At 73.9% G+C, this 17,443-nt stretch carries 2 protein-coding genes and 2 pseudogenes; all 4 read right to left on the bottom strand.

Annotation, left to right across the window (positions count from 1 at the left end; all coding sequences use genetic code 11):
- Nucleotides 1-80 precede the first annotated feature (80 nt).
- Nucleotides 81-3,397 (bottom strand): annotated as a pseudogene (locus ACQP2H_RS09280) (type I polyketide synthase); the annotation flags it as partial.
- Nucleotides 3,398-3,466: 69 nt separating this feature from the next.
- Nucleotides 3,467-3,517 (bottom strand): annotated as a pseudogene (locus ACQP2H_RS09275) (polyketide synthase docking domain-containing protein); the annotation flags it as partial.
- Between the two features lie 59 nt (nucleotides 3,518-3,576).
- The gene (locus ACQP2H_RS09270) at nucleotides 3,577-8,340 is read right to left on the bottom strand and encodes a type I polyketide synthase (RefSeq protein WP_433233498.1); all 4,764 of its coding nucleotides are present in this window, start codon (nucleotides 8,338-8,340) and stop codon (nucleotides 3,577-3,579) included.
- A gap of 37 nt (nucleotides 8,341-8,377) precedes the next feature.
- On the bottom strand, nucleotides 8,378-17,422 hold the full coding sequence (locus ACQP2H_RS09265; RefSeq protein ID WP_433232112.1) for a type I polyketide synthase: 9,045 nt from the start codon (nucleotides 17,420-17,422) through the stop codon (nucleotides 8,378-8,380).
- Nucleotides 17,423-17,443 lie beyond the last annotated feature (21 nt).

The raw sequence follows: 17,443 nt of genomic DNA, 5'->3' as shown, positions 1-17,443 counted from the left end.
ACCCCGCCGGGGCGGGTGACCTGGACGGGCCGCAGCACCAGCGAGTCGACGGTGGCGACGGGGGCACCGACGGCGTCGGCGACCGCCACCCGTACCCCGGAGCCGACCGGGGTGAGCCGGACCCGGACGCCGGCCGCGCCGGTGGCGTGCAGGGTGAGACCGGACCAGGCGAACGGCAACCCCCGGAAGGTGTCACCGTCGGCGAAGCCGAGGGCGTGCAGGCCGGCGTCGAGCACGGCGGGGTGCAGGCCGAACCCGTCGGCGTCCACCCCCTCCGGCAGGGCGACCTCGGCAAAGAACTCGTCGCCGCGCCGCCAGACCCGGCGCAGGCCCCGGAACACCGGGCCGTAGACCAGGCCGCCGGTCGCCAGGTGGTGGTAGAGGTCGTCGGTGGGCACCGCTTCCGCACCGGCGGGCGGCCACTCGGTGAGGGCGGTCCCGGTGGTACGCCGACCGGCGGCGAGCACCCCGCTGGCGTGCCGGGTCCACGGGGCGTCGGTGTCGGCGCTGCGGGCGTACACCTGGAGGGTGCGGGTGTGGCCGGTGTCGGCGGGGCCGACGACGACCTGGAGCTGCACGCCGCCGCGTTCGGGCAGCACCAGCGGGGCTTCGATGGTGAGTTCGTCGACGGTTTCGGCGCCGACCTGCGCGCCGGCGTGCAGGGCGAGGTCAACGTAGCCGGTGCCGGGGAAGACCACCGCGCCGGCCACGGCGTGGTCGGCGAGCCACGGGTGCCGGTCTAGGGAGAGCCGGCCGGTGAGGACGGCCCCGTCGGCGTTGGCGAGGGTGACGGCCGCGCCCAGCAGCGGGTGGTCGGCGGAGTCCAGACCCATCGCGGTGGCGTCACCGGGGTCGGCCGGGGCGTCCAGCCAGAAGCGTTGGTGTTGGAAGGCGTAGGTGGGCAGGTCGACGGTCCGGCCGCCCGGGTTGACGGCCGCCCAGTCGAGGTCGACACCGCTGATCCACGCCTGCGCCATCCCGGCCGCGTACGCCTCGACCTGCTCACGCTTGCGGCGCTGCAACGCGATCGCGGTGGCGTCCTCGACGCAGTCGGCGACCATCGCGGTCAGCACACTGTCCGGCCCGATCTCCACGAACCGGGTGACACCCCGGGCCGCGAGGGCGGCGACCGCGTCGGCGAACCGGACCGTGCCCCGCACCTGACCCTGCCAGTACCCGACCGAGCCGAGTTCCTCGTCGGTGACGAGGTCACCGGTCGCGGTCGACACCAGCGGAACACCCGCCGGATTGGCGGTGACCCCGGCGAGGACCTGCCCGTACTCGGCCAGCATCGGGTCCATCAAATGCGAATGGAACGCATGCGACACCCGCAACCGACGCGTCTTCACCTCAAGACGAGCCTCCAACGCCGCGACCTGCTCCTCCGTCCCCGACACGACCACCGCACGAGGACCGTTCACCGCCGCCACGTCCACGTCACCCAGATCCAACTCCGCCAACGGCGCAGCGATCGCCAACATCGCCCCACCCGCCGGCAGAGCCTGCATCAGACCACCACGCGCCGCCACCACCCGACACGCATCCGCCAGCGACCACACCCCGCGACATACGCGGCAGCCAACTCACCGATCGAATGACCCACCACGAAATCAGGCTTCAACCCCCACGACTCCGCCAGACGAAACAACGCCACCTCAACCGCGAACAACGCCGGCTGCGTCCACCCCGTCTGATCCAACACACCACCCGGATCGGTGAACATCACCTCCCGCAGATCACCACCCAGCAACGACCCGAACGCCACACACACCTCATCCAGAGCCCGCGCGAACACCGGGAAAGCCGCCGCCAACTCACGACCCATCCCCACCCGCTGCGCACCCTGACCGGTGAACAGCACCGCCGTACGACCGGCGACGGTCCGACCGGACAGGCCACCGCCGGCGGCCAGGGTCTCCAGGCCGGCCACGTCGTCACCGAGCACCACACCCCGGTACGCGGCGGCGGCCCGGGTGGTGCCCAGCGCGTACCCGACGTCCACCGGCCGCTCGTCGGTGAGGAACTCCCGCAGCCGGTCGGCCTGCCCGGCGAGCGCCGCCGCCGACCGCCCGGACAGCGGCCAGAGCACCACCGGCGGCTCGGCGGTCTCGTCCGACGCGACGGTCTCCGCCGGGGGTGCCTGCTCCAGGATCACGTGCCCGTTGGTGCCGCTCACCCCGAACGACGACACCCCGCCCCGGCGCGGCTGGCCGTGGTCGGGCCACTGCCGAGCCTCGGTCAGCAGCTGCACGGTGCCGGCGGACCAGTCGACGTGGGTGGACGGCTCCCCCACGTGCAGGCTCTTGGGCAGGACGCCGTTGTGCAGCGCCATCACCATCTTGATCACACCGCTGACGGCGGCGGCGGCCTGGGCGTGGCCGATGTTCGACTTGACCGAGCCGAGCCAGAGCGGCCGGTCGGCCGGCCGGTCGCGCCCGTACGTGGCGATCAGCGCCTCCGCCTCGATCGGGTCACCGAGGGTGGTGCCGGTGCCGTGCGCCTCGATCAGGTCGACGTCGCTGGAGGTGAGGCCGGCGTTGGCGAGCGCCTGGAGGATGACCCGCTGCTGCGCCACCCCGTTGGGGGCGGTCAGACCGTTGGACGCGCCGTCCTGGTTGATCGCGGAACCCCGGATGACCGCGAGCACCCGGTGGCCGTTGCGTTGGGCGTCGGAGAGTCGTTCCAGCAGCAGCATGCCGACGCCCTCACCCCAGCCGGTGCCGTCGGCGTCGTCGGAGAACGGCTTGCAGCGGCCGTCGGAGGCGAGCCCCCGCTGCCGGCTGAACGCGACGAACGCGCCGGGCGTCGACATGACGGTGACGCCACCGGCCAGGGCCAGCCCGCACTCCCGTTGCCGCAGCGCGTGCGCGGCGAGGTGCAGCGCGACAAGCGACGACGAGCAGGCGGTGTTGACGGTGACGGCCGGCCCCTCCAACCCCAGGCTGTACGCGACCCGACCGGAGATGACCGCCCCGGAGCTGCCGGTGCTCATGTACGCCTCGACCGGTTCGGGCAGCACGGTGAGCCGGTCCCAGTAGTCCTGGCCACCGCAGCCGACGAAGACACCGACCGGACCGCCGCGCAACGTGTCGGGGTTGATACCGGCCCGTTCGCACGCCTCCCAGCTCGCCTCCAGCACCAGCCGCTGCTGCGGGTCCATCGCCAGCGCCTCGCGGGGCGAGATGCCGAAGAACTCGGCGTCGAACTCGTCGGCGTCGTGGACGAACCCACCCTGCTGGACGTAGCTGCTGCCGGCGGTGTCCGGGTCGGCGTCGTAGAGGGCGGCGGTGTCCCAGCCCCGGTCGGTGGGGAACTCGCCGATGGCGTCGACGCCGTCGGCGACCAGCCGCCACAGGTCCTCGGGCGAGTTGACCCCACCCGGGTAGCGGCAGGCCATGCCGACGATCGCGATCGGGTCCTGCTCCTGTGACTCGACCTCGCGCAGCCGCTCCCGGGTGCGGTGCAGATCGGCGGTGACCCGCTTCAGGTACTCGAGGAGCTTCTCTTCGTTCGCCATCCGAACCTCACCAAACTCGTTGCCAGCGGGACACGTTGCTCCGGGAGCGCGGTGGCGGCTCAGGTCATGCCGAGTTCCTTGTCGATCAGGTCGAACACGTCGTCGGCGGAGGCCGTTTCGAGCCGGTCGACGAGGGTGGCGCCGGTGGTGGTGCTGAGGGTTTCGTTGAGCTTCGCCAGCAGCGACTGGAGCCGGGCGGTGACCCGGTTGCGTTCGATCTCCTCCGGCGTCAGGCCGGCCACGGTGACCTCCAGCCGGTCCAGCTCGGCGAGCAGACCGCCGGCCGTGTCACCGGTGTAGCCGAGTTCGGCCCGGAGCTGGTCGGCCAGGGCGGTCGGGTTGGGGTGGTCGAACACCAGGGTGGCGGAGAGCCGTACGCCGGTGGCGGCGCTGAGCCGGTTGCGCAGCTCGACGGCGGTCACCGAGTCCATGCCGAGTTCCTTGAACGCGCGCTGCGGCTCGACCAGGTCGGCGTCGCCGTAGCCGAGGACGGCCGCCACGTTGGTGCGGACGGTCTCCAGCAGCAGGGCGCGCTGCTCGGCCTCGGGCAGGGTGCCGAGCCGGTCGGCGAGCGCCGAAGACGCCCCCGTTTCGGTGGTCTCGGCGGCCTCGGGGGCGGCGTCGGGGAGTTCGGCCAGCAGCGGCCGGGGCCGGGCCAGCGTATAGATGGGGCCGAACCGGGCCCAGTCGACGTCGGCGACGACGAGGTGGCTCTCGTCGTGGTCGAGGGCCTGCCCGAGCGCGTCGACGGCGAGCCGGGGGTCCATCACGCCGACGCCGAGCCGGTCGAGGTGTGCCCCGACCTCGCCGCCGGCCATGCCACCGCCGCCGCCCCAGCTGCCCCAGGCGACCGAGGTGGCGACCGCACCCCGGGTCCGCCGCCGGTGCGCCAGCGCGTCGAGGTACGCGTTGGCCGTGGCGTACCCGGCCTGGCCGGCGCTGCCCCACACCGCGGCACCGGAGGAGAACAGCACGAACGCGTCCAGCGGCCGGTCGGCCAGCAACGCGTCGAGGTGCACCGCGCCGAGCACCTTCGCCCGGCACACGTCGGCGAAGTCGTCGAGGCCGGTCTGCCCCAACGGCACCTCGGGGTGCAGCACCCCGGCGGCGTGGAACACGGCGGTCAGCTCGTCACCGAGGTCGGCCAGGAGCGCGGCGACCGCGTCCCGGTCCGCCACGTCGAGGGCGACGACCTCGACTCCCGGGTGCCGGGCCGTCAGGTCGGCCGCGCCGGGGGCGTCCGGGCCGCGTCGGCTGGCCAGCACCACCCGCTGCGCGCCGTTGCCGACCAGCCATTCGGTGACGTGCCCGCCGACCCCGCCGGTGCCGCCGGTGACCAGGACGGTGCCGGTGGGCGTGTAGCGCCGTTCGGGCGCCCGGGTCGCCGGGTGGCGGATCATCCGGCGGGCCAGCGTGCCGGCCGCCCGCAGCGCCACCTGGTCCTCGCCGCCGCCGGTCAGCACGTCGGCGAGCCGGTCGACGGTCTGCGGCGTCCACTCGGCGGGCAGGTCGACCAGGCCGCCCCACCAGCCGGGGTAGTCGAGGGAGAGCACCGTGCCCAGGCCCCACAGGGCGCCCTGGGCCGGGTCGGCGACCGGCTCGAACCGGTCCACCCCGACCCCACCGGCGGTGACGCACCAGAGCCGACCGCTGAAGTCGGACGCGGCCAGCGCGTGCACCAGCGACACGGTGGCGGTGATCCCGGCGGACAGGCCGACGCCCAGCGGGTCGGGGCCGTCGTCCAGGGCGAGCAGGGAGAGCACCCCGGCGGGGGCCTCCCGGCCGGCGTGGTCGGTGCCGGTGACGGTGACCACCTCGGCGCCCCGGGCGGTCAGGCCGTCGGCGAGCGTACGCAGCCGCTCGTCGTCGGCCAGCGTCGCCGGGGCGACCACCCACCACACGCCGGTGAGCTGCCCGCCGGTGGGCAACTCGGTCGGCCGCCACACCACCCGGTACCGCCAGCCGTCCACGGTGGCGACGTCGCGCTGCCGGGACCGCCACGACGTCAGGCCGGGCAGCACCTCCCCGACGAGTGCGGTGTCGACGCCGAGGCCGTCGGCGAGCAGGTCGACGTCGGCGCGTTCCACCGCGTCCCAGAATCCGGCGTCGGTGCCGCCTGCGGCCGGGGCGGTGACGGTCGGCGCGATCCAGTAACGCTCGTGCTGGAAGGCGTAGGTGGGCAGGTCCGCCCGGCGGGTGCCGGGCAGGGCGACGGCCCAGTCCACGTCGACGCCCCGCACGTGCAGCTCGGCCAGGGAGGTGAGCAGCCGGTCCAGGCCGCCGTCGTCGCGGCGCAGGGTGCCGGTGACCACCGTCGGGCGGTCCGCCGACTCCAGCGTCTCCTGCATCCCCATGCCGAGCACCGGGTGCGGGCTGACCTCCACGAACCCGGTCCAGCCCTGCCCGGCGAGAGAGCGGATCGCCGGGTCGAACCGAACCGTGTTGCGGAGGTTGTCATACCAGTAGCGGGCGTCGAGGGTAGCGGTGTCCACCCAGTCGCCGGTGACGGTGGAGAGCATCCGGATCGTCCCGGTCTTCGGGTTGATCGGGGCCAGGTCCTCCAGCAGCCGGTGTTCCAGCAGCTCCACCTGCGCGGAGTGCGAGGCGTAGTCGACGGCGACCTGCTTGGCCCGGATCCCCTCCCCGGTGAGCTCGGCGATGAGTTCCCGCAGCGCCTCCGGGGTGCCGGAGACCACCACCGAACCCGCGCCGTTGACCACGGCGAGGGAGATGTCGCCCGCCCACCGGGCGATCCGCTCCTGCGCCCGGTCGGCGGGCAGCCCGACCGAGACCATGCCGCCCCGGCCGGCCAGCTTCTCGCCGATGGCCCGGCTGCGCAGGGTCACCACCCGCGCCCCGTCGGCCAGGGAGAGTCCGCCGGCCACGCAGGCGGCGGCGATCTCACCCTGCGAGTGGCCGACCACCGCGTCGGGTTCGACGCCGTAGCTGCGCCAGGTGGCGGCGAGGGAGACCATCATCGCCCACAGGGCGGGCTGGACCACGTCCACCCACTCCAGGGAGGGTGCGCCGGGCACCCCCCGGACCACGTCGAGCAGGTCCCAGTCGACGTACGCGCGCAGCTCGGCGGCGCAGCGGCCCATCTGTTCGGCGAAGACCGGCGAGGAGTCCAGCAGCGCGGCGGCCATGCCGACCCACTGGGCGCCCTGGCCGGGGAAGACGAACACGACCCGACCTGCGGCGTCGGCGGTGCCGGTGACCGCGGTCGCGGCGGGCAGCCCGTCGACGACCGCGCCGAGCGCGGTCCGCAGCTGCGGCAGGTCACCGCCGAGCACCACGGCCCGGTGGTCGAGCCGGGCCCGACCGGCCAGCGTCCGCCCCACGGCAGCCGGGTCGGCCGGTACGGCGTCCAGGTGCGACAGCAGCCGCTGCGCCTGGGCCCGCAGCGCCCGGTCGGTGTGCCCGGACAGCACCCACGGCAGCACCGCCGGGGTGGCGGGCTGCTCGTCCTCCTCGGCCGGGGCCACCTCTTCGAGCACGACGTGGGCGTTGGTGCCGCTGATGCCGAACGAGGAGACCGCGCAGCGGCGGGCGTGGCCGGTCTGCGGCCACTCCACCGGCTCGGTGAGCAGCTTGACGGTCCCGGGCGACCAGTCGATCTCACCGCTGGGCTCGTCGACGTGCAGGGTGCGGGGCAGCACCCCGTGCCGCATCGCCTGCACCATTTTGATCACCCCGCCGACACCGGCGGCGGCCTGCGAGTGGCCGATGTTGGACTTCAGCGAGCCGAGCCACAGTGGCCGGTCGGCGGGCCGGTCCCGGCCGTACGTGGCGAACAGCGCCTGCGCCTCGATCGGGTCGCCGAGCCGGGTGCCGGTGCCGTGCGCTTCGACCGCGTCGATCTCCTGACCGGCGAGCCGGGCGTTGGCCAGCGCGGCGCGGATGACCCGACGCTGGGAGGGACCGTTGGGGGCGGTGAGGCCGTTGGACGCGCCGTCCTGGTTGATCGCGGAGCCCCGGATGACGGCGAGCACCGGGTGTCCGTTGCGGCGGGCGTCGGAGAGCCGTTCCAGCACCAGCGACCCGGCGCCCTCGGCCCAGCCGGTGCCGTCGGCGGCGGCGGCGAACGACTTGCACCGGCCGTCGAAGGACAGCGCCCGCTGCCGGGAGAACTCGACGAACGCGTCGGGGGTGCCGATCACGGTGACCCCACCGGCGACGGCGAGCGACGACTCCCCGGAACGCAGCGACTGGCAGGCCCAGTGCAGGGCGACCAGCGACGACGAGCAGCCGGTGTCGACGGTGACCGCCGGCCCCTCCAGCCCGAGGGTGTACGACAGCCGACCGGAGACGATGCTGCCGGCGCCCCAGCTGTTCGGGTAGTCGTGGTAGACGACGCCGGTGAACACGGCGGTGGGGCTGCCCTTGAGCGACAGCGGGTCGATGCCGGCCCGTTCCAACGCCTCCCAGGACGTCTCCAGGAACAGCCGCTGCTGCGGGTCCATCTCGGCGGCCTCGCGGGGCGAGATGCCGAAGAAGGTCGGGTCGAAGTCGGCGGCCCCATAGAGGAATCCGCCGTCGCGGGTGTAGCTGGTGCCGGGGTGGTCCGGGTCAGGGTCGTAGAGCCGGTCGAGGTCCCAGCCCCGGTCGGTGGGCATGCCGGAGATCGCGTCGGTGCCGGCCGCGACGAGGTCCCACAGGGCCTCGGGCGAGTCGACACCGCCGGGGTAGCGGCAGCCCATGCCGACAATGGCGATCGGTTCGGCGGCGCGCTCCTCGATGTCGCGGAGCCGCTCGCTGGTCTCGTGCAGGTCGGCCGTGACCCGCCGCAGGTAGTCACGAAGCTTCTGTTCGTTGGACATCAGGAACCCATTCCCGGACGGCGCCGACGGAGCGGACGGATCATGAGGTGCCGAACTTGCTGTCGATGAAGTCGAAGAGGTCGTCGTCGGAGGCGGTGTCGAGATCCTCGGTGACGCTGGCGACCTCGGCCGGGCGTTGACCGGCGGTCCACGCGGCGAGCATGGTGCGCAGCCGCTCCCCCACCCCGGCCCGGGTGCTCTCGTCGAGCGCGGCGACCGCGTCGGCGTCCAGGGTGGACAGCGCCGCCTGGAGCCGGTCGAGGTCGTCGAGCAGGGTGACGCCCCCGGCGTCGGCGGGCACCAGCTCGGTGAGCAGTTGCTGGGCCAGCTCGGTCGGGGTCGGGTAGTCGAAGACCAGGGTGGCGGGCAGCCGCAGCGCCGTCTCGGTGGTGAGCCGGTTGCGCAGCTCCACGGCGGTCAGCGAGTCGAACCCGGCCTCCTTGAACGCCCGCTCCGGGTCGACGTCCGCGCCGGAGACGTACCCGAGGACGGCGGCGACCTGGTCGCGGACCAGCGCCAGGACGGTGTCCAGGCGGTCCGGTGACGGCATCGCGGCGAGCCGGCCGGCGAGGTCGGCGGTCGCGGCGACCGGGGCGGCCGGTTCGGCCTCGGGTTGGGCGTCGGGCAGCGCGGCCAGCAGCGGCCGGGGCCGGGCCAGGGTGTAGACCGGGGTGAACCGGGTCCAGTCGATGTCGGCGACGACGAGGTGGCTCTCGTCGTGGTCGAGGGCCTCCCGCAGCGCCCGGACGGCGAGCCGGGGTTCCATCGGCGGGGTGCCCTGCCGGCGCAGGTGCGCGGTGGCCTCCCCGTCGGCCATCCCGCCGCCGGCCCAGCTGCCCCAGGCGACCGAGGTGGCGACCGCACCCCGGGTCCGCCGCCGGTGCGCCAGCGCATCGAGGTACGCGTTGGCCGTGGCGTACCCGGCCTGGCCGGCGCTGCCCCACACCGCGGCACCGGAGGAGAACAGCACGAACGCGTCCAGCGGCCGGTCGGCCAGCAACGCGTCGAGGTGCACCGCGCCGAGCACCTTCGCCCGGCACACGTCGGCGAACTCCGCCACGCTGGTCTCCGGCAGCGACCTCTCCTGGTGCAGCACCCCGGCGGCGTGGAAGACGGCGGTCAGCTCGTCACCGAGGTCGGCCAGGAGCGCGGCGACCGCGTCCCGGTCGGCCACGTCGAGGGCGACGACCTCGACACCCGGATGCCGGGCCGTCAGGTCGGCCGCGCCGGGGGCGGCCGGGCCGCGCCGGCTGGCCAGCACCACCCGGTCGGCACCCTGGTCGAGCAGCCATCCGGTGAGGTGCGCGCCGATGCCACCGGTGCCGCCGGTGACCAGCACGGTGCCGGTGGGCGTGTAGTGGCGTTCGGCGTTGCCGGCGGCGGGCCAGCGGACCAGCCGTCGGGCCAGCACCCCTGCGGTACGGACGGCCACCTGGTCCTCCGCACCGGAGGCGAGGACGTCGGCGAGCCGCGCGACGTGCTCGTCGGTCCAGTCGGTGGGCAGGTCGACCAGGCCACCCCAGGAGTGCGGGTACTCCAGGGACAGCACGGTGCCGAGGCCCCAGAGCGCGCCCTGCGCGGGGTGCGGCAGGTCCTCGAACCGGTCGACGGCGATGCCGCCTGCGGTGAGGCACCAGATCCGGCCGGCGAAGTCGGTGGCGGTGAGGGCCTGGATCAGCGCGACGGTGTCGGTGACGCCGACGGAGAGCCCGGCGTCGGTGGGGTCGGGGGTGTCGTCGAGGGCGAGCAGGGACAGCACCCCGGCGGGGGTGTCCCCGGCGGGCAGGTCGGTGCCGGTGACGGTGACGACGTCGGCGCCCCGGTCGGCCAGTCCGGCGGCGAGGGCGGTCAACCGCTCGTCACCGGTCGACGCGGCCGGTACGACGAGCCACCAGGTGCCGGTGAGTTCGCCGCCGTCGGGAAGCTCGGTGGAGCGCCACACCACCCGGTAGCGCCAGTCGTCCACGGTGGCCGCGTCCCGTTGCCGGTCGCGCCAGGCGGCGAGGCCGGGGAGTACCTCGGTGACGACACCGGGGGTGACGCCGAGACCGTCGGCGAGCAGGTCGGTGTCGCCCCGGTCGACGGCGTCCCAGAACCCGCCGTCGGCCTCGTCGGTGCCGGTGCCGGCGGTGGTGTCGGGCTCGATCCAGTACCGCTGGTGCTGGAAGGCGTAGGTGGGCAGGTCGACGGTCCGGCCGCCCGGGTTGACGGCCGCCCAGTCGAGGTCGACACCGCTGATCCACGCCTGCGCCATCCCGGCCGCGTACGCCTCGACCTGCTCACGCTTGCGGCGCTGCAACGCGATCGCGGTGGCGTCCTCGACGCAGTCGGCGACCATCGCGGTCAGCACACTGTCCGGCCCGATCTCCACGAACCGGGTCACACCCCGGGCCGCCAGAGCGGCCACCGCGTCAGCGAACCGCACGGTCCCCCGCACCTGACCCTGCCAGTACCCGACCGAACCCAACTCCTCGTCGGTGACAAGATCACCGGTCGCGGTCGACACCAACGGAACACCCGCCGGATTGGCGGTCACTCCACGGAGGACCTGCCCGTACTCGGCCAACATCGGGTCCATCAAATGCGAATGGAACGCATGCGACACCCGCAACCGACGCGTCTTCACCTCAAGGGAGGCTTCCAACGCCGCGACCTGCTCCTCCGTCCCCGACACGACCACCGCACGAGGACCGTTCACCGCCGCCACGTCCACGTCACCCAGATCCAACTCCGCCAACGGCGCAGCGATCGCCAACATCGCCCCACCCGCCGGCAGAGCCTGCATCAACCCACCACGCGCCGCCACCACCCGACACGCATCCGCCAGCGACCACACCCCCGCGACATACGCGGCAGCCAACTCACCGATCGAATGACCCACCACGAAATCAGGCTTCAACCCCCACGACTCCGCCAGACGGAACAACGCCACCTCAACCGCGAACAACGCCGGCTGCGTCCACCCCGTCTGATCCAACACACCACCCGGGTCGGTGAACATCACCTCCCGCAAATCACCACCCAGCAACGACCCGAACGCCACACACACCTCATCCAACGCAGCAGCGAACACCGGGAAAGCCGCCGCCAACTCGCGACCCATCCCGACCCGCTGCGCACCCTGACCGGTGAACAACACCGCCGTACGACCGCCGGTCACCCGACCTGACAGGCCGCTGCCCGAGGTCAGGGCCTCCAGGGAGGCGGCCAGCTCGGCGGCCGTACCGCCGACGGCGACGGCCCGGTGGTCCAGGGCCGCCCGACCGGCGGACAACGAGTGCCCCACGTCGACCGGCCGTTCCTCGGTGCGGAAGTCCCGCAGGCGGGCGGCCTGCTCGGCCAGCGCACCGGCGGACCGGGCGGACAGCGGCCAGAGCACCACCGGCGGCTCGGGGATCGCGGCCGGTGCGGTGGGCCCGGCCGGCGGGGCCTCCTCGACGATCACGTGCGCGTTGGTGCCGCTGATGCCGAACGACGACACCCCGGCGCGGCGGGGGCGGTCCCCGGCCGGCCAGTCGACCGGCTCGGTGAGCAGCCGTACGTCGCCGGCCGCCCAGTCGACCTGCCGGGACGGCGTCTCGGCGTGCAGGGTGCGCGGCAGGGTGCCGTGCCGCATCGCCATCACCATCTTGATCACACCGGCCATGCCGGCGGCGGCCTGGGCGTGACCCATGTTGGACTTGATCGAGCCGAGCCACAGGGGGCGGTCCCGGTCCCGACCGTAGGTGGCGAGCAGCGCCTGCGCCTCGATCGGGTCACCGAGGGTGGTACCGGTGCCGTGTGCCTCGACCGCGTCGACCGCGTCGGGGGTGATCCGGGCGTTGGCCAGCGCCGCCCGGATCACCCGCTGCTGGGCCGGCCCGTTCGGCGCGGTCAACCCGTTCGACGCACCGTCCTGGTTCACCGCCGAACCCCGGATCAGCCCGTAGACGCGGTGCCCGTTGCGCTGCGCGTCGGAGAGTCGTTCCAGCATCAGCACCCCGACGCCCTCGGCCCAGCCGGTGCCGTCGGCGTCGTCGGAGAACGACTTGCACCGGCCGTCCGGGGCGAGCCCCCGTTGCCGGCTGAACGCCACGAACGGGGTGGGGTTCGACATCACCAGCACCCCACCGGCGACGGCGGTCGCGCACTCCCCGGCCCGCAGCGCCTGGCTGGCGAGGTGCAGTGCGACGAGCGACGAGGAACACGCCGTGTCGATGGTCATCGACGGCCCCTCGAACCCGAACGCGTACGACACCCGGCCGGAGATCACCGACGCGGAACTGCCGGTGCTCAGGTACGCCTCCGACTCGGCGGGGGCGAGACCGAGCAGGTCACCGTAGTCCTGGGCGCCGGAGCCGACGAACACCCCGACGGGGCTGCCACGCAACGCCTCCGGGTCCATCCCGGCCCGCTCGACCGCCTCCCAGGTGACCTCCAGCATCAGCCGCTGCTGCGGGTCCATGGCGATCGCCTCGCGGGGCGAGATACCGAAGAACTCGGCGTCGAACGCGCCCGCCTCGTAGACGAAACCGCCGGAGCGGACGTAGCTGGTGCCCGGCTGGTCCGGGTCGGCGTCGAAGAGGGCGTCGGAGTCCCAGCCCCGGTCTACGGGGAACGCGCTGATCGCGTCGGTGCCGCTGTCGACGAGCCGCCACAGGTCCTCCGGGGACCGGACGCCGCCGGGGTAACGGCAGCTCATTCCGATGATGGCGATCGGCTCGTCGGGGTCGGACCCGCCGACGCCGGACGCGACGGGGGTCGGGGCAGCGGTGCCGACGAGTTCGTCGTACAGGTGGCGGGCCAGCACGGCGGGGGTCGGGTGGTCGTAGACCATGGTGGCCGGCAGGCGCAGCCCGACGGCCGCGCCGAGGGCGTTGCGCAGTTCGACCGCGGTCAGCGAGTCGAACCCGAGTTCCCGGAACGGCCGCTGGACGTCCACGGTGGTCGCCGCGTCGTACCCGAGGACGGCGGCGACCTGGGCGCGGACGGTGTCCAGCAGGTACGGCAGCCGCTCGGCGTCGGGCAGCCCGGCCAGCACGGAGGTGTCGGTGGGCGCGGTCGGGGCGGCGGTGGCCGGGGTCTGCTGGGCCTCGGGGAGCGCGGCGAGCAGCGGCCGGGGCCGGGCCAGGGTGTAGATCGGGGTGAACCGGGCCCAGTCGATGTCGGTGACCACGAGGTGGCTCTCGTCGTGGTCGAGGACCTGCCGCAACGCCCCGAGGGCGAGGCGCGGCTCCATCGGTGGGGTGCCCTGCCGCAGGAGTTGCGCGGTGGCCTTGTCGTCGACCATGCCGCCGCCGCCCCAGGTGCCCCAGGCCACCGAGGTGGCGGCCAGGCCCCGGCGGCGGCGCTGGTGGGCCAACGCATCGAGCCAGGCGTTGCCGGTGCCGTAGGCGGCCTGCCCGGCGCTGCCCCAGACGGCCGCGCCGGAGGCGAACAGCACGAACGCGTCGAGCGGCCGGTCGCCGAGCAGGGCGTCGAGGTGGGTCGCGCCGAGGACCTTGGCCCGGCACACGGCGGCGAAGTCGTCGAGGTCGGTCTCGCCGAGGGGGGCCGGGTCGTAGAGCACCCCGGCGGCGTGGAAGACGGCGGTCAGGTCGACGCCGATCCCGTCGAGCAGCGCGGCGACCGCGTCCCGATCGGCCACGTCGCAGGCGACGACCTGCACGCCGGGCAGGCGGGCGGCCAGGTCGGCGGCGCCGGGGGCGGCGGGGCCACGCCGGCTGGCCAGCACCACCCGCTCGGCGCCCTGGTCGAGGAGCCATTCGGTGAGGTGCGCGCCGATGCCGCCGGTGCCGCCGGTGACGAGCACGGTGCCGGTGGGCGTGTAGCGCCGGTCGGGGCTGCCGGCGACGGGCCAGCGCACCATCCGCCGGGCCAGCACCCCGGCGGTACGCAGGGCGACCTGGTCCTCGCTGCCGTCGGCGAGCACGTCGACGAGCCGGGTGAGGATGTCGGGCGTCCAGTCGGCGGGCAGGTCGACCAGGCCACCCCACCAGCCGGGGTAGTCGAGGGAGAGCACCGTGCCGAGACCCCAGAGGCCGGCCTGTGCGGCGTGCGGCAGGTCCTCGTACCGGTCGACGGCGACCCCGCCGGTGGTCAGGCACCACAGCCGGCCGGTGATGTCGGCGGCGGCGAGGGCCTGCACCAGGCGTACGGTGCCGGTGACCCCGGCGGACAGCCCGGCGTCGTACGGGTCCGGGGTGTCGTCGAGGCCGAGCAGCGAGACGATCCCGCTCGGGGTGCCCCGGCCGGCGAGCGGGTCGGTGCCGGGGAGCAGGTCGGTGCCGGTGAGCTTGGTGACGGTGGCGCCCCGGGTGGCGAGCGCGTCGGCGATGGCGGTGACCCGGGGGTCGTCGGTGAGCGGGTCCGGGGTGACGAGCCACCAGTCGCCGGTGAGTTCCGGCCCGGTGGGCAGGTCGGTGCCCCGCCACACGACCCGGTACCGCCAGTCGTCGGTGACGGTGGCCGGGGCGGCGGTGGGGGCGGCCAGCCAGTACCGCTGCCGGGCGAAGGCGTAGCTGGGCAGGTCGACCTGTCGCGCACCGGGGTGCACGGCCGTCCAGTCGAGGTCGACGCCGGTGGTCCACGCCTGCGCCATCCCGGTGGCGTAACCGGTGACCTGGTCCCGGTCCCGGCGCTGCAACGCGATCGCTGCGGTGTCCTCCACGCAGTCGGCCACCATCGCGGTCAGCACACTGTCCGGCCCGATCTCCACGAACCGGGTCACACCCCGGGCCGCCAGAGCGGCCACCGCGTCAGCGAACCGCACGGTCCCCCGCACCTGACCCTGCCAGTACCCGACCGAACCCAACTCCTCGTCGGTGACGAGGTCACCGGTCGCGGTCGACACCAGCGGAACACCCGCCGGATTGGCGGTGACCCCGGCGAGGACCTGCCCGTACTCGGCCAGCATCGGGTCCATCAAATGCGAATGGAACGCATGCGACACCCGCAACCGACGCGTCTTCACCTCAAGGGAGGCTTCCAACGCCGCGACCTGCTCCTCCGTCCCCGACACGACCACCGCACGAGGACCGTTCACCGCCGCCACGTCCACGTCACCCAGATCCAACTCCGCCAACGGCGCAGCGATCGCCAACATCGCCCCACCCGCCGGCAGAGCCTGCATCAGACCACCACGCGCCGCCACCACCCGACACGCATCCGCCAGCGACCACACCCCCGCGACATACGCGGCAGCCAACTCACCGATCGAATGACCCACCACGAAATCAGGCTTCAACCCCCACGACTCCGCCAGACGGAACAACGCCACCTCAACCGCGAACAACGCCGGCTGCGTCCAGCCGGTCTGATCCAGGAGACCGTCCGGGTCGGTGAACATCACCTCCCGCAAATCACCACCCAGCAACGACCCGAACGCCACACACACCTCATCCAACGCAGCAGCGAACACCGGGAAAGCCGCCGCCAGGTCACGACCCATCCCCACCCGCTGCGCACCCTGACCGGTGAACAACACCGCCGTACGACCGCCGGTCACCCGACCCGACAGGCCGGTGCCGGCGACCAGGGCGTCGAGGCCGGCGGACAGCTCGGCCCCCTCCCGGCCGACCGCCACCCCCCGGAACTCCAACCCGGCCCGGCCCGCGCCGAGCGAGAACCCGACGTCCACCGGACGCGCATCGGTGCCGGCGGCGAACTCCGCGATCCGGGCGGCCTGGCGGGTCAGCCCCTCGGGGGAGCGTCCCGACACCGGCCAGAGGGTGACCGGTGGCGTCGGTCCCGCCGCGACGGCCTCCACGGGGGGTGCCTGCTCGACGATGAGGTGCACGTTGGTACCGCTGATCCCGAACGACGACACCCCGGCCCGACGGGGCCGGTCCACCGCCGGCCAGTCGACCTGTTCGGTGAGCAGCCGCACGTCCCCGGCGCCCCAGTCGACCTGCCGGGACGGCGTCTCGGCGTGCAGGGTGCGCGGCAGGGTGCCGTGCCGCATCGCCATCACCATCTTGATCACCCCGGCGACCCCGGCGGCGGCCTGGGCGTGCCCGATGTTCGACTTGATCGAGCCGAGGTAGAGCGACCGCTCCCGGTCCCGGCCGTAGGTGGCCAGCACCGCCTGCGCCTCGATCGGGTCACCCAGGGTGGTACCGGTGCCGTGCGCCTCGACCACGTCCACGTCGGCGACGGAGAGCCGGGCGTTGGCCAGCGCCGCCCGGATCACCCGCTGCTGGGCCGGCCCGTTCGGCGCGGTCAACCCGTTCGACGCACCGTCCTGGTTCACCGCCGAACCCCGGATCAGCCCGTAGACGCGGTGCCCGTTGCGCTGCGCGTCGGACAACCGCTCCAGCACCAGCACCCCGACGCCCTCGGCCCAGGCCGCGCCGTCCGCACCGTCGCCGAAGGAGCGGCAGCGGCCGTCCGGGGACAGGGCACGTTGCCTGCTGAACTCGACGAACAGTTGTGGGGTGGCCATCACCGCGACCCCACCGGCCAGGGCCAGCCCGCACTCCTCCTTGCGCAGCGACTGGCAGGCCAGGTGCACGGCCACCGACGACGACGAGCAGGCGGTGTCGACGGTGATCGCCGGGCCCTCCAGGCCCAGGTTGTAGGCGACCCGACCGGAGACGAGGCTGCCGGAGGTGGTGCTGTCGACGTAGTCGTGGTGCATCACGCCGACGAAGACGCCGGTGGCGCTGCCCTTCATGGCGGTCGGGTCGATCCCGCCGTACTCGAAGGCCTCCCAGGCCGCCTCCAGCAGCAACCGCTGCTGCGGGTCCGTCTCCACCGCCTCCCGGGGGCTCATCCCGAAGAAGCCCGGGTCGAAGTCGGCGGCGTCGTAGAGGAAACCGCCGTGCCGGGTGTAGCTCCTGCCGGGTTTGCCGGGCTCCGGGTCGTAGACGCCGTCGACGTCCCAGCCCCGGTCGGTGGGGAAGCCGGAGATGGCGTCGGTGCCGTCGGCGACGAGCCGCCACAGGTCCTCCGGCGACCGGACCCCACCGGGGTAGCGGCAGCCCATGCCGACGATCGCGATCGGCTCCTGGTCCCGGCTCTCCACCTCACGCAGCCGCCGGTTGGCCTGTTGCAGTTCGGCGGTGGCGCGCTTGAGGAAGGTCCGGAGCTTGTCGTCGTTCGCCATCGTTCACACCAATCTTTCCCG

It is taken from the genome of Micromonospora sp. CA-248260 (assembly GCF_050942205.1).
Classification (GTDB): domain Bacteria; phylum Actinomycetota; class Actinomycetes; order Mycobacteriales; family Micromonosporaceae; genus Micromonospora; species Micromonospora antibiotica.
Note: the sequence above shows the minus strand (reverse complement) of the source record. Positions and strands in the feature narration are given on the sequence as shown.